This is a genomic window from Arthrobacter sp. V1I9 (assembly GCF_030817075.1).
In the GTDB taxonomy this organism is placed as follows: Bacteria; Actinomycetota; Actinomycetes; order Actinomycetales; family Micrococcaceae; genus Arthrobacter.
This window is the reverse complement of record NZ_JAUSYU010000001.1, coordinates 1,725,611-1,746,678: the sequence shown is the minus strand read 5'-3', so window position 1 is coordinate 1,746,678 and position 21,068 is coordinate 1,725,611. Positions and strand designations below refer to the sequence as shown.

General features: G+C 64.4%; 26 protein-coding genes and 1 riboswitch. Of the genes, 10 read left to right on the top strand and 16 right to left on the bottom strand.

What is annotated here, in order from left to right; all coding sequences use genetic code 11:
* Positions 1 to 22: 22 nt before the first annotated feature.
* Complete coding sequence (locus QFZ70_RS08355) at positions 23 to 214, bottom strand: DUF1918 domain-containing protein (RefSeq protein ID WP_050054882.1); 192 nt, start codon at positions 212 to 214, stop codon at positions 23 to 25.
* Positions 215 to 314: 100 nt separating this feature from the next.
* Here QFZ70_RS08355 and QFZ70_RS08350 point away from each other — a divergent pair, with 100 nt between their 5' ends.
* Positions 315 to 821 (top strand): metallophosphoesterase, encoded by a 507-nt coding sequence (locus QFZ70_RS08350; RefSeq protein ID WP_307094909.1) that lies wholly within the window; start codon positions 315 to 317, stop codon positions 819 to 821.
* Positions 822 to 940: 119 nt separating this feature from the next.
* The gene (locus QFZ70_RS08345; RefSeq protein ID WP_307094908.1) at positions 941 to 1,834 is read left to right on the top strand and encodes a glucose 1-dehydrogenase; all 894 of its coding nucleotides are present in this window, start codon (positions 941 to 943) and stop codon (positions 1,832 to 1,834) included.
* Positions 1,835 to 1,916: 82 nt separating this feature from the next.
* Here the strand turns inward: QFZ70_RS08345 and QFZ70_RS08340 are convergent, their stop codons facing one another.
* The 4 genes from QFZ70_RS08340 to QFZ70_RS08325 all read right to left on the bottom strand — a co-directional run bounded on the left by QFZ70_RS08340 (position 1,917) and on the right by QFZ70_RS08325 (position 4,374).
* A complete protein-coding gene (locus tag QFZ70_RS08340) occupies positions 1,917 to 2,360 on the bottom strand; it encodes a DUF1810 domain-containing protein (RefSeq protein WP_307094907.1) in 444 nt (147 codons plus the stop codon).
* The gene (locus QFZ70_RS08335; RefSeq protein WP_307097834.1) at positions 2,344 to 2,913 is read right to left on the bottom strand and encodes a DNA alkylation repair protein; all 570 of its coding nucleotides are present in this window, start codon (positions 2,911 to 2,913) and stop codon (positions 2,344 to 2,346) included. The genes QFZ70_RS08340 and QFZ70_RS08335 overlap by 17 nt, the downstream gene beginning before the upstream one ends.
* Positions 2,910 to 3,266 carry a TraR/DksA C4-type zinc finger protein gene (locus tag QFZ70_RS08330; RefSeq protein ID WP_307094906.1) on the bottom strand — a complete coding sequence of 119 codons (357 nt, stop codon included), beginning with the start codon at positions 3,264 to 3,266 and terminating at the stop codon, positions 2,910 to 2,912. Before QFZ70_RS08330 ends, QFZ70_RS08335 begins: the two co-directional genes overlap by 4 nt.
* Before the next feature lie 124 nt (positions 3,267 to 3,390).
* Positions 3,391 to 4,374, bottom strand: a complete 984-nt coding sequence (locus QFZ70_RS08325) for a dienelactone hydrolase family protein (protein WP_307094905.1) — start codon at positions 4,372 to 4,374, stop codon at positions 3,391 to 3,393.
* A 264-nt stretch (positions 4,375 to 4,638) separates the two neighbouring features.
* Positions 4,639 to 4,843, top strand: a riboswitch (cyclic di-AMP (ydaO/yuaA leader).
* Between the two features lie 3 nt (positions 4,844 to 4,846).
* On the opposite strand from QFZ70_RS08325, the gene QFZ70_RS08320 reads away from it, so the two are divergent.
* Entirely contained in the window at positions 4,847 to 5,707 is an 861-nt protein-coding gene (locus tag QFZ70_RS08320; protein WP_307094904.1) for a LysM peptidoglycan-binding domain-containing protein, read from the top strand.
* A 100-nt stretch (positions 5,708 to 5,807) separates the two neighbouring features.
* On the opposite strand, the gene QFZ70_RS08315 is transcribed toward QFZ70_RS08320, so the two are convergent.
* The 7 genes from QFZ70_RS08315 to QFZ70_RS08285 all read right to left on the bottom strand — a co-directional run bounded on the left by QFZ70_RS08315 (position 5,808) and on the right by QFZ70_RS08285 (position 11,267).
* Entirely contained in the window at positions 5,808 to 7,283 is a 1,476-nt protein-coding gene (locus QFZ70_RS08315) for a YdiU family protein (RefSeq protein WP_307094903.1), read from the bottom strand.
* Positions 7,280 to 8,722, bottom strand: coding sequence for an APC family permease (locus QFZ70_RS08310; protein ID WP_307094902.1), 1,443 nt, complete (start codon positions 8,720 to 8,722; stop codon positions 7,280 to 7,282). The genes QFZ70_RS08315 and QFZ70_RS08310 overlap by 4 nt, the downstream gene beginning before the upstream one ends.
* An 88-nt stretch (positions 8,723 to 8,810) precedes the next feature.
* Positions 8,811 to 9,740, bottom strand: coding sequence for a ribonuclease Z (locus QFZ70_RS08305; protein ID WP_307094901.1), 930 nt, complete (start codon positions 9,738 to 9,740; stop codon positions 8,811 to 8,813).
* A 68-nt stretch (positions 9,741 to 9,808) separates the two neighbouring features.
* Entirely contained in the window at positions 9,809 to 9,994 is a 186-nt protein-coding gene (locus tag QFZ70_RS08300) for a hypothetical protein (protein WP_307094900.1), read from the bottom strand.
* A 120-nt stretch (positions 9,995 to 10,114) separates the two neighbouring features.
* On the bottom strand, positions 10,115 to 10,543 hold the full coding sequence (locus QFZ70_RS08295) for a hypothetical protein (protein ID WP_307094899.1): 429 nt from the start codon (positions 10,541 to 10,543) through the stop codon (positions 10,115 to 10,117).
* A gap of 102 nt (positions 10,544 to 10,645) precedes the next feature.
* Complete coding sequence (locus QFZ70_RS08290) at positions 10,646 to 10,858, bottom strand: hypothetical protein (RefSeq protein ID WP_307094898.1); 213 nt, start codon at positions 10,856 to 10,858, stop codon at positions 10,646 to 10,648.
* Positions 10,859 to 11,075: 217 nt separating this feature from the next.
* Positions 11,076 to 11,267, bottom strand: a complete 192-nt coding sequence (locus QFZ70_RS08285; RefSeq protein ID WP_307094897.1) for a hypothetical protein — start codon at positions 11,265 to 11,267, stop codon at positions 11,076 to 11,078.
* 184 nt (positions 11,268 to 11,451) lie between these two features.
* On the opposite strand from QFZ70_RS08285, the gene QFZ70_RS08280 reads away from it, so the two are divergent.
* The 4 genes from QFZ70_RS08280 to QFZ70_RS08265 all read left to right on the top strand — a co-directional run bounded on the left by QFZ70_RS08280 (position 11,452) and on the right by QFZ70_RS08265 (position 14,062).
* On the top strand, positions 11,452 to 12,303 hold the full coding sequence (locus QFZ70_RS08280) for a universal stress protein (protein ID WP_307094896.1): 852 nt from the start codon (positions 11,452 to 11,454) through the stop codon (positions 12,301 to 12,303).
* Positions 12,304 to 12,401: 98 nt separating this feature from the next.
* Entirely contained in the window at positions 12,402 to 12,932 is a 531-nt protein-coding gene (locus QFZ70_RS08275; protein ID WP_307094895.1) for a hypothetical protein, read from the top strand.
* Positions 12,929 to 13,126 carry a hypothetical protein gene (locus QFZ70_RS08270; RefSeq protein ID WP_307094894.1) on the top strand — a complete coding sequence of 66 codons (198 nt, stop codon included), beginning with the start codon at positions 12,929 to 12,931 and terminating at the stop codon, positions 13,124 to 13,126. The genes QFZ70_RS08275 and QFZ70_RS08270 overlap by 4 nt, the downstream gene beginning before the upstream one ends.
* 54 nt (positions 13,127 to 13,180) lie before the next feature.
* Complete coding sequence (locus QFZ70_RS08265; protein WP_307094893.1) at positions 13,181 to 14,062, top strand: HNH endonuclease; 882 nt, start codon at positions 13,181 to 13,183, stop codon at positions 14,060 to 14,062.
* A gap of 17 nt (positions 14,063 to 14,079) precedes the next feature.
* Here QFZ70_RS08265 and QFZ70_RS08260 read toward each other — a convergent pair whose 3' ends face one another.
* Positions 14,080 to 14,352: a hypothetical protein gene (locus tag QFZ70_RS08260; RefSeq protein ID WP_079596269.1), complete on the bottom strand. Its 273-nt coding sequence runs from the start codon at positions 14,350 to 14,352 to the stop codon at positions 14,080 to 14,082.
* A 200-nt stretch (positions 14,353 to 14,552) separates the two neighbouring features.
* Between QFZ70_RS08260 and QFZ70_RS08255 the strand changes: the two genes are divergently transcribed.
* A complete protein-coding gene (locus QFZ70_RS08255) occupies positions 14,553 to 15,077 on the top strand; it encodes a DUF2087 domain-containing protein (RefSeq protein ID WP_307094892.1) in 525 nt (174 codons plus the stop codon).
* Between the two features lie 6 nt (positions 15,078 to 15,083).
* Here the strand turns inward: QFZ70_RS08255 and QFZ70_RS08250 are convergent, their stop codons facing one another.
* Positions 15,084 to 15,515: a hypothetical protein gene (locus tag QFZ70_RS08250; protein ID WP_307094891.1), complete on the bottom strand. Its 432-nt coding sequence runs from the start codon at positions 15,513 to 15,515 to the stop codon at positions 15,084 to 15,086.
* A 58-nt stretch (positions 15,516 to 15,573) separates the two neighbouring features.
* Between QFZ70_RS08250 and QFZ70_RS08245 the strand changes: the two genes are divergently transcribed.
* Together QFZ70_RS08245 and QFZ70_RS08240 are read left to right on the top strand one after the other, a co-directional pair.
* Positions 15,574 to 15,942, top strand: coding sequence for an SDR family NAD(P)-dependent oxidoreductase (locus QFZ70_RS08245; protein WP_307097833.1), 369 nt, complete (start codon positions 15,574 to 15,576; stop codon positions 15,940 to 15,942).
* A 461-nt stretch (positions 15,943 to 16,403) separates the two neighbouring features.
* Positions 16,404 to 18,269 carry a substrate-binding domain-containing protein gene (locus tag QFZ70_RS08240; protein ID WP_307094890.1) on the top strand — a complete coding sequence of 622 codons (1,866 nt, stop codon included), beginning with the start codon at positions 16,404 to 16,406 and terminating at the stop codon, positions 18,267 to 18,269.
* 52 nt (positions 18,270 to 18,321) lie between these two features.
* Here QFZ70_RS08240 and QFZ70_RS08235 read toward each other — a convergent pair whose 3' ends face one another.
* Together QFZ70_RS08235 and QFZ70_RS08230 are read right to left on the bottom strand one after the other, a co-directional pair.
* Complete coding sequence (locus QFZ70_RS08235) at positions 18,322 to 19,191, bottom strand: hypothetical protein (protein ID WP_307094889.1); 870 nt, start codon at positions 19,189 to 19,191, stop codon at positions 18,322 to 18,324.
* Positions 19,175 to 20,941 (bottom strand): FAD-dependent oxidoreductase, encoded by a 1,767-nt coding sequence (locus QFZ70_RS08230; protein WP_307094888.1) that lies wholly within the window; start codon positions 20,939 to 20,941, stop codon positions 19,175 to 19,177. Before QFZ70_RS08230 ends, QFZ70_RS08235 begins: the two co-directional genes overlap by 17 nt.
* Between the last annotated feature and the right edge of the window lie 127 nt (positions 20,942 to 21,068).

Sequence of the window (21,068 nt, the reverse complement as noted above, 5' to 3'; positions counted from 1 at the left end):
AGCGGCGCATCACCCGGCGGCGCTAGTGCCCGTTGCCGCGTTCGACAGCGAAATCACCGCCGGGATACATGATGGTTTCGTGGCCATCGTCAAAGCGGACCAGGTAGGGCGGCGTTCCGCCCTGGCCCCGGACCTCGAGAATCACACCGTGCCGGTCCGTGGAACCAACCGTCCTGCCGTGAACAATGATGCGGTCTCCTTGTGCTGCCTCCATGGCTATCACCTCCAGCCCCAAGATTACGACTGTCCGCCATGCGGGAACAGACCCAGGGGAAAGGGCAACCGGCACCGGGCCCGCATGGCAGGATTTCCCCATGCCGCTGAATCTTCTCCTGCTCGCCGATACCCATGTGCCCAAGCGCGCCAAGGAACTCCCCGCACAGGTGTGGGCCGCCGTCGAAAGCGCCGATGTGGTGTTCCATGCCGGCGACTGGGTGACGGCAAACCTGCTGGACCAGCTTGAGCACCGCAGCCGCCGCCTCATAGGTGTCTACGGCAACAACGACGGCCCCGACCTGCGCGCCCGGCTGCCTGAAACGGCAACCGTGACGCTTGAGGACGTCCGCTTCGCCGTGGTGCACGAAACCGGCCAGGCGAAGGGCAGGGAAGCCCGGGCCGAGGCGCTTTATCCGGGCGCGGACGTGCTGGTCTTCGGGCACAGCCACATACCTTGGGACACCACCGCTCCGGGAGGTCTGCGGCTGCTAAATCCCGGCTCACCCACAGACCGGCGCCGGCAACCTGCCTGCACCTACATGACGGCGGTGGTGGATTCCGGCGCGGTCAGGGACGTCAGGCTCGTCACGGTCCAGCGGGACTAAACCGGACTGGACCCGCAACACAAACCCGGGTTGGCAGGGACCGGGCGAATTGCCTAGGCTGGAACGGTAAGCATGCTTAGTTTTTTCGTGTTCCACCCCTACGCAACAGGAGGACCACCATGACAGACCAGTACACCTTCCGCAATCCGGTCACCGCCTACGGGAAAATCTCGCCGCCCAAGCAGGACCAGCCCGAGCCGGGCCTGGATGCGGAGCTGGAGCCCAAGGCGGATCTCGGCGAGGACACCTACCGCGGAACCGGCCGGCTGGAGGGCAGGAAGGCCATCGTGACGGGCGCGGACTCCGGGATCGGCGCGGCCACGGCCATCGCCTTCGCCCGCGAGGGGGCCGACGTCGTCCTGTCCTACCTGCCCGAGGAGGAGGAGGATGCGGCCCGCATCGCCGGACTCATCGAGGCCGCCGGCCGCAAGGCCGTCAAGGTTCCCGGCGACCTTAAGGACCCGATTGTGTGCCGCGAGGTGGTTGACACCGCCGTGGCTGTTCTCGGTGGAGTGGACATCCTGGTCAACAATGCAGGCAAGCAGGTGGCCCAGGAGGAGCTGGCCGACATCACCGACGAGCAATTCGACCACACTCTGAAAACAAACGTCTACGCGATGTTTTGGCTGACGAAGGCTGCCCTCCCGCACATGCCGGCGGGGTCCACCATCATCAACACCACCTCCATCCAGGCGTACAACCCGTCCCCCACGCTGGTGGACTACGCCACCACCAAAGCCAGCATCAACAACTTCACCAAGGGACTGGCCCAGCAGCTCGCACCCAAGGGCATCCGTGTCAACGCCGTGGCACCGGGACCCATCTGGACGCCGCTGCAGGTCAGCAGCGGCCAGCCCAAGGAGGAACTGCCGGAGTTCGGCCAGTCCACTCCCCTAGGCCGCGCGGGCCAGCCAGCAGAGCTCGCCCCGGCGTATGTCTTCCTGGCATCACCGGAGTCAAGCTACGTCGTCGGCGAAACGCTGAACGTCAACGGCGGCAACCCCACGCCGTAGCCCAGGTCTTCCTGACACGCCCGACGGCGGTGCCTCTCGCGGGATGCGAGAGGCACCGCCGTCGGCCGTTAATTCCCAGCCCTTACCTGGCGTCCTGGTCCGCCAGCAGGTCATCGGTGGCGGCATCGGGCTGCCCATCGAAGAACTGGGCCAGGACGGTTTTGAAAACAGTTTCCCCGGGGGCCGCGCGCAGGAACAGCGTCATGGACGAGTGCAGCTTCCGCGCATCGATGCCGCCGAGGATGTCCTCCGCGGAGCGCCCGGCATGGTTCGTGATGGCCAGGGCGCAGTCGAACAACCGCGGACCCAGCACCGCGTGGTCCAGGTAGTCCCGGGCTTCAGCGAGGGATTTAAGGGCATACCGGCGTGACATGTCGCTGTGGCCCAGGCCGGCGATCTGGGGAAAAATAAACCACATCCAATGGCCGGACTTGCTGCCCATCTGCAGTTCTGCCAGCGCCTGGTCGTACGCTCCGCCGCTGTCCTGCGCGGCCACAAATCGTTCCAGGTCATAGGGTTCGTTCATGGGTGTCTCCTTGTGGTGGGGCTTCGGGGCTGGATTGCTGCTCGAGGAAGCCGGCGGCGCCGAGCAGCCGGGCATCCGGGTCGGTCCGCCAACGGGCAACGACAACATCTGCGCGTTGCCGGTCGCGCCCGCTTAGCCGTGCCAGGAACGGCGCCACGACGTCGGCCAGCAGGGGGTCTGTCAGCTCTGGGGTGCCGGCAGTCCGCAGGAAACCCTCGATGCGGGTCAGGTCCGAATGGCGCAGGAGTGACACTTTGGACTGCAGCAGGACAACGGCGGCCAGCCGGCGTTCGTACACTGCCCTGGCGCCGGGCCGGGGCAGCCCCCACAGGGCTGATGCCAGCTGCACCACGCCATCGTGGTCGAGGTCCTTGTACTTCCGCAGCGCGTCGCGGATGGTTCCCCTGACAGCGCCGACGGAGGAACCGTAGGAGGCCAGTAGACCGCCCAGCCGGCCCTCGACGTCGTCCGCCCGGTACCAGGCGCCCTCGTTCTGCAACGTGCGGTCAACGAATTCAGCGGCAGCCGCCACACGATCCATGCCGCTGCTCATGGGCGCCCTGCCGAGGCGTGCCGGATGCAGAACGGGGTCCACGGCCGTGCCTCCAGCCTGCCTTCGGCGATCGCGTCCCCGCAGACAGCGCAGGTCCCGTAGGTTCCCTCAGCGATTCTGGCCAAGGCTGCGTCCACCTGATCCAGCCCGGCACTGCTCTGCTTCAGCAGGGCGGAGGCCTGGGACAGCTCGAAGGCGATGGTGGAGCCTTCCGGATCGTGTTCGTCATCCACGTTCGAGTCCTGGCGCGCCGAGTTTGCGGAGGCGATGTCCGCGCGGAGCGCCGGAAGGAGGGCAATCTTCCGCTCCCGCTCCTCCTCGAGCAGGATCCGGAATCTTTCAAAGTCGGCCATGGCAAAAGCCTAGCGCGGGTGGTTCGGGTACCCGTTTCAGCCGCGCGTTGAAGGCTGGCGTGCCTTCATCGGTGATGCGATGGAGTTCCGCGCCGACTCAGGGATTGGCAAGGAACGGCGGGGCCTAAAGGTGCTGGCCAAACCAGGCGAGGGTGTCGTTCCACGCGGCCGTGGCCTGGGCTTCGTTGTAGCGGTCGCCGGTGTCGTTGTGGAAGGCGTGGTCCACGCCGGGGTAGACGGTGATCTGGTGGACAACGTCGGTTGCCGCGAGCGCATCCTTGAGCGCAGGCATGGCGGCGGTGATGCGTTTATCACGTTCAGCGTAGACTCCAAAAACTGCCGCTTTGATGCCCGGCACCTTGCCCAGGTCGGGGGCGGGGCCATAAAACGCCGCCGTGGCCTTCAGCCCGTCCAACTCCGTGGCCGCCTGCCAGGTGATGCCGCCGCCGAAGCAGTAGCCGGTCATGGCGATGCGCTGGCCGTCCACAAAGTCCTGGCCCCGGAGATACTCCACCGCTGCCTTGAAGTCGGCAATGTGACGCTGGGCGCCCGCCTGGATGAGGGCACCGGGAACAGCGTCACGGTCCAGGTTCGCAGTCCCGCCTTCTCGGCTCAGCAAATCAAGAGCCAGGGCAACGTACCCCTCTTTCGCAAAGCGCCGCGCCACGTCTTCGATATGGGCTGTCAGCCCTCGGTTCTCATGGCAGATCAGTACTGCAGGGCTGCGCCCCGCCCGCTCCGGCTTGGCCTGGTAGGCGCTGATAGGGGTTCCACCGGACGGAAACTGGATAGTCGCCGTCGTCATCCCTGATGCGCCCTCCGGAAGGGAAAGCGGGCTCTTGGCCGCAGGGACGGCACCTGCGGCCCCTGCGTCGGCCGTTCCGGTGGCCGACGATGTGGAAGGTTCCGGCGTGGGCATGGGGTCGGTGCTCGGCGGTACCTCGCTGGGAGTGCAGCCCACCAGCAACATCGCCGCCGCGGCTGTCGCCGTGCTGCCCGTAATGAAGGCAACCCGCCGGGTGAAGGTCCGCTGGCTCAGCGTACCGGCGCGGTAGTCGTCAAAAAACTCCTCAATCAAGTACTTTTCGTACTTTCCAAGCTGGGTCACGGTGCCTCCTCGGGGTGGGCATATCCTCCTCCGCGCGGCGCTTCCGGGCAAGCTTCCGGCCCCGCCTTCGAGTTCCTTTACTACTTTGTGACCAAAGCAACACAGCTTCCGTAGCAGGAAAGTATCTCGCGAGGTCAGCCGCGTGGTAAATCCAATTCAAGTCATTTGCGGAATGTGATAGAAGCACCTCGCATGTTACCCAAACGTGACAATGCACCCGAAGTCGGGTTAGGGTCTTCAGGTGTCCCTCCCAGACGGGACATTCCCCTCAGTATGCCGAGCCCTGCCACTGACCCGGGAACCCAACGCTTTCCAGCTGGCAGGGACGGGGGAACCACGTTTCCACCGGCCTCACGCGAGGCCTTGGGGTTAAGTCGAGAGCGACACCGTTCATTACGGAATTGCTCCCGGCCGGGTATCTCCAACCCGAACCCGACAGCTCACCCCGCAGGCATGGGAGAGGCGATCAACCGTGTCAAAAAATTCCACCACCGCCCGTCACCGCGCGACTCCGGCCCGCTCAATCGCACTCGAGGGTCTGGCTGTCTCAGCCAAGTCCCTTGGCCGCCCGGCGCTCGCCGTTGCAGCAGCATCCGGCATTGCCTTCGGTGTCGGCGCCCCGGCCCACGCAGGCGTAACCGGTCCGGACACCACCGAGACCACTAACACCCAGGCTTACGCAGCACCGGCTGCTGCAGTGGCTGCCCCCGCAGCAGCTGCAGGCAACGTGCACACCGTTGTTGCCGGCGATACCCTGGGCGCCATCTCGGCCGCCCACGGAGTAGCCCTGAACGATGTCCTGTCCGCCAATGGGCTGTCCATCTCCGCGATCATTTACCCCGGCGACCAGATCAAGGTCCCCGGCGCCGGTTCCGTTGCAGCCGCTCCGGCGGCTCCGGCAGCTGCGGCTCCGGCTCCGGCCGTGACTGCCGCCGCCCCCGCCAACACCGGAATGAACCTGTCCTACGCCTCCACGGCTCCTGCTCCGGCAGCACCCGCCCCGGCAGCTCCCGCGGCCACCGGCACCGGTACCGGCGCAGCCATCCTCGCGAACGCCTACGGCCAGGTGGGCGTCCAGCAGGACTGCACCGCCATGGTGGAGAAGGCTCTCCGTTCCGTGGGCAAGAGCGTTGGCGACCTGGCCCCGGGCCAGTTCTACCAGTACGGCACCACTGTGGGCACCCCGGCTCCCGGTGACCTGGTGATCACCGCCGGTCACGTTGGCGTCTTCGCCGGCAACGGCCAGGTTGTCAGCGGTGGCGTGGACGGCTTCAAGACCGAGGTCCACTCCATCAGCTGGCTCAGCGGCGCTTCCTTCGTCCGCGTAGCGTAGTAACACCACCCAAGCAGGGGCGGCAGACGGGATTGTTCCCGGCGGCCGCCCCTGTTTTGTTTCCGGCCGTCGTGAGCCGGTGCTCAGCTGCCGGGGGCGCTCAGGTCCCGCAGAAGGTCTGGTAGCTGCCGAAGTCCTCCGGCGCTCCCTCGGTGTAGCGTTCCAGCCCTGGCCGCTCAGTGAACGGGGCGCGGACCACTTCAAGGAGCCGGGTGAAGGGATCAAGGTCTCCGTCCGTTGCTGCGGCGAGCGCTTCCTCTACCAGATGGTTGCGTGGGATGTAGGCGGGATTGACCCTGTCCATCAGTTCCGCGTCCGGTTGCAGGGCACGCCACCGCGCAGCCCATGTGTCGAAGGCAGCCAGGTCAAGGACCATCCCGCGGGCTGGGCGGTCATTTCCCCTTGCCGCTTGGGAGAGGTTCCGGAAGAACGACGTGTAGTCGACCGGTCCGTCCTTCAACAGGGCCACCAGCCCATCCACCAGTTCCGAGGCTTCTTCAGCCTCCGCGCTCCCGGCAGGGGCTTCTGCCAATCCGAGTTTGGTTTTCATCCCGGCGAACCAGGCCTCGCTGTACTGGCGGCGGAACTTGCCGAGTGCTTCTACCGCGGGGGCCACGGCCTGTTCCTGGTCCTCGTTGAAGAGCGGCAGCATGGCTTCAGCCAGGCGGGCAAGGTTCCACTCGGCGATGACCGGCTGGTTGGCGTACGCGTAGCGTCCGCCCACGTCAATGGAGCTGTAGACCGCGGCAGGGTTGAACGCGTCCATAAAGGCGCAGGGCCCGTAATCGATGGTTTCCCCGGAGATGGTCATGTTGTCTGTGTTCATCACACCGTGGACGAATCCCACCAGCATCCAGTCCGCTACCAGTTTTGCCTGAGCGGCCACCACGCTTTCGAAGAGCGCCAGGTAGGGGTTCCCGGCGCGGGCGGCTTCCGGGTGGTGCCGGCTGATCGCGTGGTCCGCCAGGCGGCGCAGGAGGTCCATGTTTTCCGTGGCCCTTGCGTACTGGAAGCTGCCCACGCGCAGGTGGCTGCTGGCCACCCTTGTCAGTACCGCTCCCGGAAGCATGGTGTCCCTGCGCACCGGGCGGCCGGTGGCCACCACCGCAAGGGAACGCGTTGAGGGGATGCCGAGGGCGTGCATCGCCTCACTCACAAGGTACTCACGCAGCATGGGGCCGACGACGGCGCGCCCGTCCCCGGCGCGCGCGAAGGGCGTGCGGCCGGAACCTTTCAAGTGGACGTCCCGCAGCCGTCCATCCACGCCCGTCACCTCGCCGAGAAGGAGCGCGCGGCCGTCCCCGAGCAGGGGCGAGTAGCCGCCGAACTGGTGGCCCGCGTAGGCCTGGGCCACCGGCGTCGATCCCTCCGGAACGTGGTTCCCGAGCAGGAGCCGGACGCCCTCCGGTGACCGAAGGTATTCCGGATCGAGCCCCAGCTCCCCTGCCAGCCCTTCGTTAAGAACGAGCAGTTTCGGCTCGGGCGCTTCCTCTGCCTGCCAGGGAACAGCCAGCTCGGACAGCTCCCTGGCAAAACGCCCATCAAAGGTGACTGTTGATTCAGCAGCAGCTGTCATTTCTTGAGACTCTCCTCGTGGTTCGTTCTCCGGTTGATCAGCCACGTGACAAACCAGAGCACTACGCCGATGGCCATTAGCCCGCCGGCAATTTGGTACTGAATAACGTTACGGCCCACCCAGGGGCCGGCAAGGAAGGCACACAGCAGGGCGGCCACCACCGGCAACTGCCCCGGCGAGGTGAAGAACACCTTGCGGTTAGGGTCACGCTTGCGCCGCAGCAGCACACACGCGATGTTCACTACCGTGAAGACACACAGCAGCAGGAAGGCAGTGGTGCCGGAAAGGTTGGCCACGATGTTGCTTTCCGGATCGCTGGTTACGTACAGGATGAGTCCCAGTGCCAGGACGGTGGAGAAAACGATGCCGGCCCACGGTGTGCGGCGCACGGGCAGCACTTTCCCGAGGGCGCGCGGCAGGACATGTTGGCGCGCCATCCCGTAAATGAGGCGGCTGGCCATCAGCATGTTGATCAGCGCCGTGTTGGCTACGGCGAAGACGGCCAGGAACGGGAAGATTCTGTCAATCGGGAAATCGGGTGAGCCTTTGTGCACCACTTCCAGAAGAGCCGCGCCTTCGGCTTCCCGAATGTTTTCGAGCTCCGTGGGCGACAGCACGCTGACCACGGAGACGGCCACCAGCATGTACAGGAGCACGGCAATTCCCAGGCCGGTCAGCATGGTGCGCGGGAAAATCTTCTCCGGGTTCCTGGTTTCCTCCACCATGTTCACTGAGTCCTCGAAGCCCACCATGGCGAAGAACGCGATGGAGGTGGCGGCAGTTACCGCAAGGAACAGTCCCTTGTCCTGGGAGTCGTTGAAAACGAAGATTTCGCCGGGGTTTCCCGTGCCCTGTGACATCACAAAGAAGCCGACGCCGATCACAATGCACAGCGCAATCATTTCCACCAGGGTGAGGACAACATTGAACTTGACGCTCTCCCCCACGCCGCGCAGATTGATGATGGCCAGGAGCACCATAAATGCCATAGCGACGGCGGTGACGACGCCCTGCCCGGGAAGCCCCATCCATCCGTTGACTTCGAACCCCCCGAAGAGGTTTTGGGCCAGGACGTTGGCGGAGGTGGAGGCGCTGGTGATGCCTGAACAGACCACCGCGAAGGCCACCAGGAAGGTGACGAAGTGGATCCCGAACGCCTTGTGCGTATAAAGGGCGGCGCCGGCGGCCTGGGGATACTGTGTGACCAGTTCCAGGTAGGAGAAGGCGGTGAGCGTAGCCACCACGAAGGCCAGCAGGAACGGCAGCCACACGATGCCGCCGACTGTTCCGGCCATGGTCCCCGTGACCGCATAAACACCCGCGCCAAGGATGTCGCCCACGATAAAGAGCAGGAGGAGCTTGGGGCCAAGGACCCGTTTAAGTTCGGGTTCCGTTCCCTCTGGAGTAGCGTCGAAGACTTCTTCGGAAGTTTTGCTCATTGTCGACCTCCACAACACGTTGGGCGGGTGGGCCCGGGCTGCCTACCGGATAATTCACTCTCTACCTCATGGTTGGGTTTGGCAATAATCAGTCCCCGTGCCTCTCCCCGCTGGTCAGCACGCGGTTTTGGTGCGACCGCCGTCGTTTCGGAAAGGCAATGCGCTGCAGGTCGTGGGCCGCTATGACCTTTGCCCCCGCTGCACGTGCGCCGGCCTGCGCAGCCAACGGGGTGACGTCGTCGTACCTGGCCGAAAAGTGCGTCAGCACGAGCGTGTCCACATCACCGCCGCCAGCCAACTCCCCGGCCTGCCCGGCGGTAAGGTGCCGGTACTGGCTGGCGAGCCCGGCGTCGTCGTCGCTGAAGGTGGACTCGGCGACGAGGAGGTCGGCGCCGTCCGCCAGGTCCTCTGCCCCCGTACACGGGGCAGTGTCCATCACGAAGGCGAAGCGCTGTCCCCGCCGGGGAACGCTGACGTCGTGAACGTGGACGCCGGCCAGGGTGCCCTCGCGCTGCAGGCGTCCGACGTCGGCCCCGCTGATCCCCGCCGCTTCCAGGCGGTCCCGGAGCAGGCTGCGGCTGTCCGGTTCGACGAGCCGGTAGCCGTAGGTCTCGATGCGGTGCTTCAGTGGCCGGACTTCCAGCCCTTCTGCCACGGTTCCGCTGCTGCCGTGCGGATGAAGCTGCAGGTCTATCCCGGGCGAGCTGACGGACACCAGGGCACGGACCAGGTCCTCGCCGGACGCCGGGTAGTGCAGGTGGACGGGGTGGGCCACACCGTCCAGCGCCATGCGCGACAGCACGCCGGGCAGACCGAAGCAGTGGTCCCCGTGCACGTGGGTGAGGCAAATATGCGTGATCTGTGTTGCAGAAACGCCTGCGTGGATCATCTGGCGCTGCGTTCCCTCGCCGGGGTCAAAGAGGAGCCCCTGGCCGTCCCAGCGAAGCAGGTAGCCGTTGTGGTTGCGGGTCCGGGTGGGAACCTGCGAGGCGGTGCCGAGGATGACGAGTTCACGCATAGTTTTGGGGGACCAAAAAGCAGGCTCCGGAATTATCCGGGACCTGCTCTGTGGTTTGCTGTGATGGCTTAGCGCCGCTTGAGCATGCCCATAATTTTGCTGGCCATGCCGCTCGTACCGGGCCGGCCGCCTACGGCACCTGTGGTGGGCGTCCGCCCTGTGGCATTAAGTCCGGTGCCGCGGGCTGTTCCGCCAGTGCCGGACCTGCCTGCGAATCGTCCAGCGGCATTCCTGATCATGCTTCCCAAGTTCATGTGAAACTCCTTAAGTCTTGATCCTGCCAACCGATATTCATCAGCCTGCTTATTATTTTAGCGCAGTTTCGATTTCCGGCTAGGGCGGGGTAATCATCTTTTCGGGCCCGGTTACGGGCTTCAGCGCTCCAGGTCGTCGGGGTCGAACTCGCTGAGCGGCGAGCCGCCGAAGTTCTCCTGGTCGTCGCTGGCATCGGCTTCCCGGCCTGTGGGGTCTTCGCCGAAGTCGACGTCGGCAACCGCTTCGCCGAGAGTCGGGGTGCTCGCGGGCAATTCGTCACCGGCACCGTCGCGGGTCGCTTTCATGTCATCACGCAGTGTCTGGTCGCTAAGGAAATCCTCCTCCTCGCCGGAAACCTCTCCCTGAAGCAGCGGATCCTCCTGCCAGCGGTCCGGATTGTTCTCCGCGGCACCGGGGTAGCTGTCTGGCTCACCGCTGGTGACAGGATCCAGCTCAAGGGATGAAGCCGCGCCCGGGGTCTCGTCCAGGAGCACGTCATTCTCCTCGACAATTTCAAGATCGTCGTCAGGCAGGTTCTGTTCCGTCATGGTGATGCCTTTCTCGTCAGCGGCTTACGGGTAATAGTAAGCATACTGACGAACGGTGCCCTGTGTGAATCCGCTTTGAGGCCGCGACTTGGGGCGTTCCCGTCAATGCAGGAGCCACGATCCGTCCTGCGGCGGTTCGGCCTTCCGGCGGAGTTTGCGTATCAGGACAAGGAATGGCCAGGCAATCAACTGCAGCAGGCCGGCGGCCAACAGCAGGCCCACCACAAGAAACAGGACCGGCGAGTACAAAAGGAAAACACCAATTGCGGCTGCTATGTATCCCACGATCAGCGCCAATGCTGTTCCAGGATCCACTGAAACTCCTTTCAAATTTCGGGCGAATCTGCCGACGGGGATTGCCGGCAGACTGATGGCCGCGGCGGGACTTGGCAGAGTCACCGCGCGGAAGAGAGCGCCGTTGACGGCGGGAGTGCCTGAAGGAATTCGAGCGACCACGATGCAATCCTCCGGGAACGCTGGGGTAAATCCACACCCAGCCTGCGATGGCGGCCGCATACTTCTAAACGGTGATTTAAGCGTACTCTCCTGCCGGCAGGCGAGGAAGAAACAGTGCCAGGCCGGCCATCACCGTGACCTTTGGCGCCACCACTCGGGTCGGCTCAGCGCCAGCCTTGAAGGTGGCCATGCCGCACGAAACCAGGAAGTCCGGCAAGGACTCCTGCCATAGCTGCACGCCCCGCTGCGGGTGCTTGCCGCGGTTCATGCATCCGGGGGTCCTGGTCGGCGCTCACCTCTATCAGGGCGCGGAGGGGTGGCCTTGGGACCATTCCAAAGAAGAAGCCAAGGCAAGGTTCCAGGGCACTACCGCTGGGGCCAACCCGGTAGGAGACTTCAAATGCGGACACTTCAAACCGAAAGCCGCGATGTTTAGGGAGTGCGAAAGAGCCATGCTGAACACAAAGGCCATAGTCGCCGGCTATGACGGTTCGACGGAAGCTGCAGAAGCTGTGAGCTGGGCAGCCCGGCAGGCACGCCTTCGAGGCTTGGTGCTGCATGTGGTGCATTGTTCCATCTGGCCACTGCTGACCAGACACCTCGGTCCCGTTCCTGGCGTCTCAGACAGCGGACTGGAACGGTCAGCCGAGTCCGTCCTTGAGGATGGCCTTGTCCACGCCAACGCTGCCGCACCAGGGCTGGAGGTCGAGTGCACCTTGCTGCACGGCGTTCCAGCCCAGCAACTCGCAGGGCTCTCGGCCCGCCAGGAAATGGTTGTTGTGGGCAGCCGCGGGCTGGGCGGCTTCCTGGGCCTGCTCGTGGGTTCCGTCAGCCTGGAACTGGCGGCAACGGCGTCCTGCCCCGTCGCCGTCATCCGTTCTGACCTTCACCCCGGCGGGCCGGTTGTGGTGGCTGTCGATGAAGCAGGTTCACCGGCCGCGCTGGAGGATGCCTGCACCCTGGCGTCGGCATCCCAGGTGAGTCTCGCCGTCGTCCATGTACGGCACACGCCCCCCGGGTACCAGCGCTTCCGCGCCGGTATGGAGACGGAAGACGCCGCCGAGGAGGTCCTGCGCGTCGCCGTCCAGGCTGCACGCAACCTTGCCCCCGCCGTCGACATCGAGCAACTGCTTCTCGCAGACGCTTCTATCCCCCACGCCATCCTCAATGCTGCCCAGGGTGCCGGGATATTGGTTGTTGGCACCAAGGGCCAGGGGCTTGTCAGGGAAACTATCGGTTCAATCGCCCACGCCGTTCTTCACCACTCCCATGGTCCTGTGCTCGTCTCGCGGCGGCCGCACTGAACCCTGCTGCCGATCGGATGTTCCTGGCAGGGGTGACGAAGGCTTCATATCCCGCGCTCCTTCCCACCGGGAGACGTGCCGCAGCATATGCTGACCGGGTGACTCCTGCCCCGTCCCCCACCCCACTTGATGTAGTGGTCCACTCGGGGCCGGCCGACTGGTGGGTTATTCTCGCTGGCCTGGGTCCGTTGGCAGTCCTCGTCGCGGCTTTGCTGGCCTTTTACATCAACTGGCGCACGCTCAAGCAGCGCACCGCGGCTGACAAGACTGCCCTGGACCAGAAACGGGAAGCGGATGCCCAGGCGCTGCAGCAGAAGACTGAGGCGGACAGCCGTGCAGAGTGGTGGCGCCGGACCCAGTGGGCGCTGGACCGGGCGTTGAACGAGGATGAAGGTACGAAGGCGTTGGGGCTGGCGACCCTGGAAGTCCTGGCACGCAGCGACCTGGCACGTACGGAGGAACTTGAGTTGTTCGACATCGCCTGGAAAAACGTCTCGGGTGATGAGAGCGGAGATGAAAACGGGCAGGAAGACCGCCTGGACCAGGAGTTCGTGTTCGTGGACTCGGGTGGCAACATAGGCGAGAATGGAACGACGGATAAGGACAGGATCAAGGAGGTTGGACCATGAGCGCAGCGTCATCTGAACACCGCTTCGTCCATACTCCCCGGAACGGCACGCCCTCCAAACCCGTCCAACGGAAGACCACCCCGGCCGAGCACCGTGTCCAGGTGGCGGCCGCGAGGCTGCGCGTCACTCTTGATGAGCGCCTTGGACGCGAAACGCCGGCCAAGACCAAGGCGCTCGCCAAGGAACCCATCTAGGTCGCGCCGGTCAAGGCAATGGGGCCGCTACTCGGCGCGTGCTGGAACAGGTAAGTGGTGGCGGCAATAATTCTTGGGTGGAACCCCCACCGGCGGAACCGCTGGGACTACCGCGCCGTCGTCGAGCACGTGGCCGGGACCGGCAGGTTCCTGGCCCGCTGGAGCCTCGGCCACAACCGGAACCTCCTGACGGGAACCGAGGCCTGGCTCCTGCTGCAGGGCAGCAGCGACGCTGGCACCGGCCTGATCGGCCATGGAATGGTGATGTCCGAAGCGTTTGAGGCCGTACACCCCGAAGATCCTGACGCCACTGACTGGTACATCAGCGTCGCTTTTGACGCACTCCTCCCCCTTGGCGAGCAGATACGTCCTGACGTCCTCAGCGAGGCGGTCCCTGCAGTTGTGTGGCGCGACGCCATCTCCCGCTCAACCCTGCCCGTTCCACGTGCAGCGGACCCTGGCCTTCGCAGGTTGTGGCGGGACCACGGGCCGGCGGCGATGGGGCCTGTACAGCTGGTACCGGGAACTTACCCGCCGGACGCTGCGAGCACCATTGACGTGAATCGCTACGAGCAAAACCCGGACGCCCGCGGGGTGTGCCTGGCGTTCCACGGAACTGCGTGCGCTGCCTGCGGATTCTCCTTCGAGGCCGCGTACGGCGATATCGGCACGGGTTTCATCGACGTGCACCACGTAGTGCCGCCGGCAATGCTTGGGAATGGGTACCAGCTGGACCCTGTTACTGACCTCGTACCGCTGTGCCCCAACTGCCATGCGATGGTCCATCGCGGTGTGGGCACTGGCGCGCCGCGCACAGTCTCAGAACTCCGAACCATCATTTCCGCCGCCGGCCACATGCGGGGCGAGGTGGTGAGCGAACTGGCCCTCGAAGCCCAGGAGGATGCGCGGCGGATCCTCGAAGGACGGCAGGATTGAAAGGCTGCCAGCGCTAATTACTGCCCTGCCGGTGTGGTCCCGAACATCAGGGTCCGTCGCCGCACGTCGTAGTAGACCGTTGCCGAACGTTTCAAGAGGCCCTGAAGAACCTCTGCGTCCTCCGCGTCGAGCGTAAGCACTTCTTCCCAGGCCCCTTGGTCAAGGACCAACTGAAGGGTCCAGGTGCCTGGCTTTCCGGCGTCCCCGGCCACCCAGCTGAACTGGTAATGGTTTACTTGGCGGACTTGGATGCTGTCATCGGTTATGGGTTGTTTTGGTGTGGGGCTCATGGTCCCCTCCTGGATCTGTGGTGACTGGGCCTTTTGCATAAGCCAAGAACCAATGTAGACCCCGTGCCCATCTTGATCCAGACCCTGCCGGAGGGGTGGAAGGCAGGCCGCCCCCGGTTCCGCAGCCACCCGCATCAGAACTACGATTTTCAGAACATCGATCAGCACAGGTGGGCGAAGGCGCAGAGTGAGGACATGCGGTGACCGGAGTGACCAGGTACAGCGGACCGCACTGGCGTCGGGTGGTGGCCACTCTAGCCAACAGTGATGTCCGAAGGGCCTACGCACAGATTGTGCTCGGGGCAAAGCTCCCCGAGGTGCTTACCGGCATGCAGGATCAACGGCGAAACCGGGCGCTCGCTGCCCTGCTCGGGTCCGGGCTGGTTGAGCGGAATGCCGACGGCGAACTGGTTGCGCCTGAGTCGATCTTCCGGGACCTTCTGGCTCAGCAGCCCCGGCGGCAGGCGCAGACCGGGCCGGCCCGCTTCATGCGCCTGGGCAGGATCGAAAGGTATCCCGCCAACATGACTGAACGGCGGGAGCTCCTTGCCTGGATTATGAGCGAAGCGTTCCGTCCCGGCGAGGTCTTGACGGAAAAGCAGGTCAACGAACGGCTGCTCAGTTACACCGACGATGTGGTGCTGTTGCGCCGCTACCTGGTGGACTTCGGACTGTTGGAAAGGACTGCATCCGGGTCCTCATACTCCCGGCGTGAACGAATTTAGCGTCAGTCATTGTTTCACCGCAGGGGTCCGCATTCCACTGTAGGCTGCCCCCGCCCCGGCCAGGAAAATGAGGACGGCGAGGTAGACCGGGCCAAGGTGCCAGAGCGTGGCCAGACCCCAGGGGTAGTGTGCTGGGACGGCGACTGCAAGTCCGACCGCCGGGACGACAACGGCTGCGGCGAAGGCCCACCGTTCTCCCCGGCGCACCCCGAACCAGGACAGGCCCGCGATGGCCAGCCCTGTCGTAGCGATGAAGCCACTGAGCGCGATGTGCAGATGGCTGATGTAGTGATACAGCTGCGGGCTGAACGCCTCGACCTCCGCCCGCCCCTTGTCCACTTGTTCGGGACCGATGCCCAACTCCAGGAAGGCGCCCGTAAAGTTGAGCACCAGGAAGACGACGGCGTATGCCACGAAGGCCAGCCCGGCAAGCGTCATGAGAGCCGCTCCCGTCCGTAGATGAAATTGTTTCCCACGGGTAGTTCTAAAGGCAGGCATAGCCGGCGCCCCTCTCCTATTCGCGCAGGTACTCGATAAGAGTCCCCCGGTCGAGGGGCCTGTCAAGGGCAAGCAAGCGCCGGCCGGGGACACAGATCTCGACGAGTGGGACAAAGTCATCGGCATCAACCTCAACGGGCCGCAGGGACTGCGCATCAACTCCGTAGGCCCTGGCTACATACGGACGCCGCTCGTGGAGAGCAGCCGCAGCCCTGAGGTCCCTCAGGTCCTGGAGGGCAAGCACGCTCTCAACCGCCTGGGTACCTCTGCGGAAGTCTCCCACCTCGTCTGCTTCCTGCTGTCGGAGGACGCGTCCTTTATGACCGGAGGCTATTACCTGGTCGATGGAGGTTACACCGCCGTCTGACCGACTTCTTCGCCCTGCAGCCCGGCGAAACCGCAGCCCCTCTGGCGCCGGGACCCGTCATGACCCTGGGTCGGCGGGTATCCGGCGCATCCACCGCTTTTTTACTCTGGGCTTACGACGAGGCGCCCGAACTGGCGCGCTCAGTGGGCGCCGGCGACACTGCCAGTTGCCGCATACCCGGCCTCACTTCACGAGGATTGATGTGCATTACTTCGTCGGTACCTGGCATTCACCCTTGGGCCACCCAAAGGAATTTGCTGGAGCAAAAGCCCCGCAAGTTTCAATCAAAATGCTAACCTCAGCACTCACTTTGCACCCGTCGGGGTTATCCTCAAAGTGCTTATCCAGTTGCGGGGGCATCCGGGCGGGGGGCTAGGCGCACCCGCGGTGTGGTTGCCGCGGGCCAGTTCCAGAGTTTGCATTCACACCGGGGAAACCCGGCGGATTCAAAGGAAACGAGCATGGGCCGCCGACACGCAGCATCTGAGCCGAGCTATCCACGCTGGATCTGGATTGCTGCGGTGGCCATGGTGGCACTTCTCATTGTGGGCAGCGCATTCGTGCTGCGATCGCTAATCTTCCCCGCCGCCTCGGAGGAAGGTGAGACTTCAGCGGGAAATGGCACCACACCTCCAGCGGGTGGACCCTTGGCGCAGGACAGTCCCGCCGCCGTCGCCGGAGCCTCTCCCTGCATCTCCTTGAACATCCTTACTTCGCTGGAGAACGCCGAGATGGTCCGGGCTTTGGCGTCCAAGTACGCAGCGAAACCTCGCAGCGTGGCCGGCAAATGCGTGACGCCGGCGGTGACCGAGGAAAAATCGGGAGTCGCTGCCGGCAAGGTTGCTGCGCAGTTCCCGGGCATTCCGGCCGCCGACAAGCCCTCGATCTGGCTGCCGGACTCCTCCGCGTGGTTAGGAATCGCAGGGAAAGGTGCGGGCGCGATTGTCCCCCAGGAGGGAATCAGCCTCGCCAGGAGTGCGATCGTCGTGGCTATGCCGGAGACGATGACTAACGCCCTCGGCTGGGACAGCAAACCGCCGTCGTGGTCTGAGGTCTTCAAAATGACCGAGGAGCAGGACGTCTGGGAGCGGCTCGGCCATGGCGACTGGGGGAAATTTAGGTTCGGAAAGGCCAGTCCGCTGGTCGCTACGTCGGGCCTGATGGCCCTTGCTGCTTCCTACGGTGCCGCCGGGGGCAGCGTGGGCGGTTTGAACGACATGAACCTGGCCTTACCGTCACTGGTGGAGAAAGTGCGCGCCGTGGAACTGGGCACCAGCCATTACATGGCTACCCCCGAGCATTTTCTGTGGCACGCGAGGGAGGCTGACGACGCCGGGAAGGTCTCGGAATTCCTTTCCGCCGTGATCGTGGATGAAAAATCTGTCTGGGATTACAACCGAGGAGTAGTCAGTGAGGACGGAAAGGCGAAGCGTTCCGGTCCGGCGCCCCAGGAGCCCCTCAGTGCCATCTATCCCTCGGACGGCGTGTACGTGGCGGACAACCCGGCAGTAGTCCTTGACGGAGATTGGCTGGGGAGCCAGCAGCGTTTGGCGGCCCAGGATTTCCTCGCGTTCGCGGTGACGGAACAGGGCCAAGACGTTGTCAAGGCCTCCGGGTACCGAACCATCCAGGGCAAGCTGGATACCGGGGTGGCGGGGACCGGTCGGTACGCTGAGACGCTCCAGCCGCTGCCGCTGCCCAGGGCCGAGGTGCTTTCTACCGTGCAGGACAGCTTCCCTGAGGTCCGAAAGCGGGCCAGGGCCTTGTTCCTGCTGGATGTCTCAGAGTCGATGGTGCAGGAACCTGGAGTGACCAAGCTGCAACGGGCCAAGGATGCCTTTCTCAAGGCACTGAACCATTTCGTGGGTGAGGACGAGATAGGGCTGGCCGCTTTCTCCCAGGTGGGCGACGGCCCCTTGACGCCCGGCATCATAAGCCCGGTGGCCCCGTTCAAGACCAATAAAGAAGACCTCATGGCCAAGGTGAAGGAGCTCAAGGCCGTGGACGCTACGCCTCTTTTCGAAGCGGTGAGCCGCTTCGCGGGCGATCAAGCCAAGGAATACAAAGACAGCTTCATCAACACCATCGTGCTGTTGAGTGACGGTAAAAATGATACGACGCATCCGGGAGACCTAAGGGGTCTCTCCGAACAGTTGAGCCATCAGAACCACTCGGGCCCGGTGCTCGTCTTCACACTCGCGTACGGGCCCGACGCCGATGTCCCCACTTTGCTGGAGATCGCCAGGGCCAGCGGGGCGCACTACTACGACGCGACCGACCCGACCAGGCTTGAAGAGGTGCTCGGTGAACTGGTGACGAGTTTCTAGACCAGGCATTGCGGATGCCCAGTGGGTCAGTGCCGACGATTAGGGGCTCGCCTTATTTTCTTCGGGTCACCCCGGCTGTCGGCGAACCGGATAGTGCGAGCGCCCATCCCCCCGCGACTCCAATGGCAAGTAGTACGGTTACGAAGCCGATCGCCGGTGCGCTCGGCCACGTCAGGGCGTCTCCATACCTCAGCAGGGCAAGCCCCTGAAGAATGACGAACGCAACGGAGGTGAGGGCCACGGGGCGGACGGAGCGTCGGTCGCCGCTCAACTGGCCCTGCGCGGCCGCCCAGCCCAGACCGACCAGCCACGCTCCGATCGCCCTCCCTGTGAGCTCGGTCAGTGGCCATGGCCACCACGTTGACGCATCAATGGGTACCGCCAGGAGCGCCACGCCATATAACAGCAGTACCCCGGCGATTCCCGCCAGGAGCAGCCGGAGCGCAGGGGGTAGAATTGTCCGTCCCGCCGTTACGGACTTTGGGGCAGGAGGCCGCAACCGGATCTGCATCCAGCTGATGACGAGCATCGCCACGGGCACGATGGCATAGATTGCCAGCCACGCCCAGGTGGCTATTTGAGCGGTGGGGGCAGTGTCCGGCGACAGATGGAAGCGGTCGAGATGAAGCAGGGTAACTCCGAAGGTCAATGTTGTGAAGACGAACACGGGCCAGACTGCCAGCCTCGCTGATTCCCAGCTCGCCGAACGCGCGCCTGTCACTTCCAGGCCGGCACTCGACCAGTATGCCGCCCCGAGGAAGACCGCGGTCATGGGCGGGTTGACGGTCCACGCAAAGAATTCATCAGTCTGCAGCGGAAACACGAACAGCACGAGCCCGGCAAGAAACACGAGGAATGCAGCGACGTAGAGCAGCCACCGCATCGGCGGAATCAACGGTATGACCTCAGTTGGAGCGGACATCACCGGGCAGTTCCTCGGATGCGGCTGCCTTACCAAAGGCAGTGGGCGACGCAGGCAAGGGGTTCTCGGCCAGGTAGGTGTGCAGCATCGAGACGACGGTGGCGCCGTCCCCGACCGCGGTAGCCACTCTTTTGATCGATCCGGACCGCACATCGCCGATCGCGAAAACGCCGGGCATGCTGGTTTCCAGCGCCAATGGTGCCCTGCCGTGTTCAGCGGACCCGGCGTCACTGGCATGCCGGCCGGCGCCTGTGCGCAGAAACCCAGCTGGGTCACACTCCGTGGTGTCGGGCAGCCAGGAGGTCCGCGGCACCGAACCGATCAGCACGAACAAGCCGCCTGCTTCGATTTCCTCGCTTGGGGTTGCGTCGGAGGCTCCGGATGCGGCGACTTTAACGGCGGCAAGGAATCCGTCCTGGTCGCGGGCTCCCACGATCATGGTGCTATAACGGATCGCCACGTTCCGGGTGGCTTCAAGTTGGGAAATGAGGTACTCCGACATACTGGCAGACAGAGAGGGGCCGCGCACCAGCAAAGTCACCTTCTTCGCGTACTTCGCCAGGTGGAGAACCGCCTGTCCGGCCGAGTTGCCACCACCCACAACGCAGACGTGCTTTCCGGCCATCGACGGCGCCTCGGAGACTGTGGCTCCGTAGAAGACGCCCCTGCCGACCAGATTCTCCAGCTGAGGTATGCCGAGGCGACGGTAGTCCACGCCGGTGGCCACTACCACTGTGCGGCAGCGCACCACACTGCCATCGGAAATCGACACAGCGTACGAAGCAGCGTCCACGCGGAGCCCCTCCACCTTCCGCAGGAACAGGAAGTCCGTGCCCAAAGTCCAGGCTTGGTGAAATGAGCGATAGGCCAGGTGGGCGCCGCTCACACCGCGGGAGAAGCCCGGGTAGTTGCGGATCAACGAGCTGGTGCCGGCTTGGCCTCCCACAGCCTCTCCCTCCACCACCATGGTGGAGAGGCCCTCGGAGGAGGCATACACGGCGGCGGCGAGACCGGAAGGACCAGCTCCCACGACCACCACGTCGAAGATCTTGTCCCCCGGTGGAGGTCGTGTCACCCCCATCGCTTCGGCGATCTCGAGGTCGCTTGGGTTCTCAAGGACAATTGGTGGAGCGGTGAACTCCAGCACCATGACCGGCAGCACGGGGTCGCGCAGGTTCAAGCTGTCCAGCGTCCGTTCCGCCGTCTCGGACCCGACAGCGTGGAAGCCTACCGGGATGTGGTTTCGGCTCAAGGAGTCCCGCAGCGTATGGGTCCTTTCGTCGCCTACCTCCCCGATCAGCCGGACCGCCTCGAATCCCACCCCCTGGGCCAGGTGCCAGTCGTCGAGAGCGTCGGTAATTGCCCCGTGGAATTCTTCGTCGCGCACCCGTTCCGGGCGTATGATCAGCAATTCGGCGTACCCCTGCGCGATCGCCCGGAATACTGTGGGGGCGCTGGCGAAATCACCCCATGTCACCACAACACCACGCTTGGCGGCCGGGTGAAAGCCATAGGCACGCCGCAGGAAATCGAGTCCACCACGGTCAGCCGGTCCGTAGCACCCCAGTATGAGGGCGACCGGGCGGTTCCAGCGCCGGAGCCCCTCAAGCACAGCGCGCCCGTGGGTGTGGTCGGCGCAGACCACCACCTCGTAGTCGGCACCATAGCGCCGACGTAACTCATCTTCAAGAATGCGCCGGGAGGTCGTGTCCCTGGTGGCAATCAGCATGACCGGAACCGAGTGATCCATGGCCGCCGTCTTTCCGGTTCGATGGTTCGGTGGCGCTCACGATCTCGCGCTGGGACATCGGGGACAAGGTGTGTTCGTTGCCTGGGGACAGCTCACGAACCGCAAAGAACAGCTAATCTGGGGGCAC

Bases quoted from the DNA above. Each gene is read 5' to 3' on its own strand.
- QFZ70_RS08355 (WP_050054882.1), bottom strand. From the start codon at position 214: ATGGAGGCAGCACAAGGAGACCGCATCATTGTTCACGGCAGGACGGTT.
- QFZ70_RS08350 (WP_307094909.1), top strand. From the start codon at position 315: ATGCCGCTGAATCTTCTCCTGCTCGCCGATACCCATGTGCCCAAGCGC.
- QFZ70_RS08345 (WP_307094908.1), top strand. From the start codon at position 941: ATGACAGACCAGTACACCTTCCGCAATCCGGTCACCGCCTACGGGAAA.
- QFZ70_RS08340 (WP_307094907.1), bottom strand. From the start codon at position 2,360: ATGAACGAACCCTATGACCTGGAACGATTTGTGGCCGCGCAGGACAGC.
- QFZ70_RS08335 (WP_307097834.1), bottom strand. From the start codon at position 2,913: ATGAGCAGCGGCATGGATCGTGTGGCGGCTGCCGCTGAATTCGTTGAC.
- QFZ70_RS08330 (WP_307094906.1), bottom strand. From the start codon at position 3,266: ATGGCCGACTTTGAAAGATTCCGGATCCTGCTCGAGGAGGAGCGGGAG.
- QFZ70_RS08315 (WP_307094903.1), bottom strand. From the start codon at position 7,283: ATGACAGCTGCTGCTGAATCAACAGTCACCTTTGATGGGCGTTTTGCC.
- QFZ70_RS08310 (WP_307094902.1), bottom strand. From the start codon at position 8,722: ATGAGCAAAACTTCCGAAGAAGTCTTCGACGCTACTCCAGAGGGAACG.
- QFZ70_RS08305 (WP_307094901.1), bottom strand. From the start codon at position 9,740: ATGCGTGAACTCGTCATCCTCGGCACCGCCTCGCAGGTTCCCACCCGG.
- QFZ70_RS08300 (WP_307094900.1), bottom strand. From the start codon at position 9,994: ATGAACTTGGGAAGCATGATCAGGAATGCCGCTGGACGATTCGCAGGC.
- QFZ70_RS08295 (WP_307094899.1), bottom strand. From the start codon at position 10,543: ATGACGGAACAGAACCTGCCTGACGACGATCTTGAAATTGTCGAGGAG.
- QFZ70_RS08285 (WP_307094897.1), bottom strand. From the start codon at position 11,267: ATGAACCGCGGCAAGCACCCGCAGCGGGGCGTGCAGCTATGGCAGGAG.
- QFZ70_RS08280 (WP_307094896.1), top strand. From the start codon at position 11,452: ATGCTGAACACAAAGGCCATAGTCGCCGGCTATGACGGTTCGACGGAA.
- QFZ70_RS08270 (WP_307094894.1), top strand. From the start codon at position 12,929: ATGAGCGCAGCGTCATCTGAACACCGCTTCGTCCATACTCCCCGGAAC.
- QFZ70_RS08260 (WP_079596269.1), bottom strand. From the start codon at position 14,352: ATGAGCCCCACACCAAAACAACCCATAACCGATGACAGCATCCAAGTC.
- QFZ70_RS08250 (WP_307094891.1), bottom strand. From the start codon at position 15,515: ATGACGCTTGCCGGGCTGGCCTTCGTGGCATACGCCGTCGTCTTCCTG.
- QFZ70_RS08240 (WP_307094890.1), top strand. From the start codon at position 16,404: ATGGGCCGCCGACACGCAGCATCTGAGCCGAGCTATCCACGCTGGATC.
- QFZ70_RS08235 (WP_307094889.1), bottom strand. From the start codon at position 19,191: ATGTCCGCTCCAACTGAGGTCATACCGTTGATTCCGCCGATGCGGTGG.
- QFZ70_RS08230 (WP_307094888.1), bottom strand. From the start codon at position 20,941: ATGGATCACTCGGTTCCGGTCATGCTGATTGCCACCAGGGACACGACC.